This window comes from Luteibacter sp. P4_D7_3 (genome assembly GCF_056401735.1).
Genome location: NZ_JBFUIT010000584.1, coordinates 1 through 1208 on the forward strand (window position 1 = coordinate 1; position 1208 = coordinate 1208).

1 protein-coding gene and 1 pseudogene are annotated in these 1208 nt (G+C 66.6%); both read left to right on the forward strand.

Annotated features, from left to right (window positions below; translation table 11 throughout):
• On the forward strand, positions 1 to 909 hold a 909-nt coding region (locus AC1DSN_RS22910), incomplete at its 5' end, for a DUF3418 domain-containing protein (protein ID WP_477333169.1).
• A pseudogene (locus AC1DSN_RS22915) lies at positions 906 to 1208 on the forward strand (hypothetical protein); the annotation flags it as partial. The gene AC1DSN_RS22910 and the pseudogene AC1DSN_RS22915, both read left to right, overlap by 4 nt.

Genomic DNA, 1208 nt, shown 5'->3' on the forward strand with positions numbered 1-1208 from the left:
CGCTGGGAAGGCAAGGCGCGTGAAGCGTTCTCGCGCAAGACGGATGTCGAGCTCACGCGCGAGGACATCGTTGCCTGGGATTTCGAATCGATCCCGAAGGAAGTCCGTTCCGAAGGCGGACTGACCGCGTATCCCGCCCTTGTCGACTTGGGCGAGGCGGTGGCCCTGCGCGTCTTCGAGCGCGCCGACGAGGCCGCCGAAGCGCACGTGGGCGGCGTCGAGCGGTTGCTACGCCAGGCGCTGGCACCCGAGTTCAAGCGTGCGCGACGCCAGCTGCCGATCGCCAATCCCTTGTCGCTCAAGTACGCGCCGATGGGCAGTGTGGAAGGCCTGCGTGAGGATCTGGTCGAAGGCGGTTTCAGCGATCTGCTCGCCGGACGCCGTCTCGACGCCCGCACGCAGGGTGAATTCGAAGCGTTGCATGTGCAGCTCGGCAGGGAACTGTTCGGCGCCGCCATGGCCCGGCAGAAGGTGGCCGAGCCGATCATCGAAGCCCAGGCCGAGCTGAAGCCGTGGATGGAACCGCCCCTGATGGGTTTCGCGAAGGCCAGTTACGACGACCTGCGCGAACAGCTCGTGGCCCTGCTTCAGCCCGGTTTCCTGCGTGAATTGCCAATTTCGCGCCTGACCCACCTGCCGCGGTATCTCAAGTCCATGCGTTTGCGCGCCGAGCGCCTTCGGCAGGACCCCGCGCGCGACCAGTCGCGTATGCTGCAGGTGCTGCCTTACTGGCGCGCATTGCTCAATGCGGGGGGTACCGCCCTGGATGCGGTGGTCTGGAGCGAACTGCGCTGGTTGCTCGAGGAGTGGCGTGTGTCGCTGTTCGCGCAGGAGCTGAAGACCGCCGAACCGGTGTCGGCCAAACGTCTTGCGCGCGCGTTGGAAGTGGCCCAGGCCACGCAACGATGACCACCCGGAAGGACGACGCGACGATGAGCGAGCTGCGTTCCCCCGACGCCAAGGCAACGGCGATGCCGCTGACCCAGCGTGCGCGTGAGGCCTGCGTCTTGCTGCCCGTGGCGGCGCGCGCCGAAGCGGAAACGGTTATCGAACTGCTTCGTCTGCTCGGCTGCGACGACGAAACCTGCGCGTCGGCATTGTGGTTCTCGCTACTCAACGGTCTTCCGGGCGCTGCCGACGAAGCGGCGAAAACATGGCCGGCATCGCTCCGTCGCCTGATCGACGGGCAGGGTGCGGCCGAGAAGGTC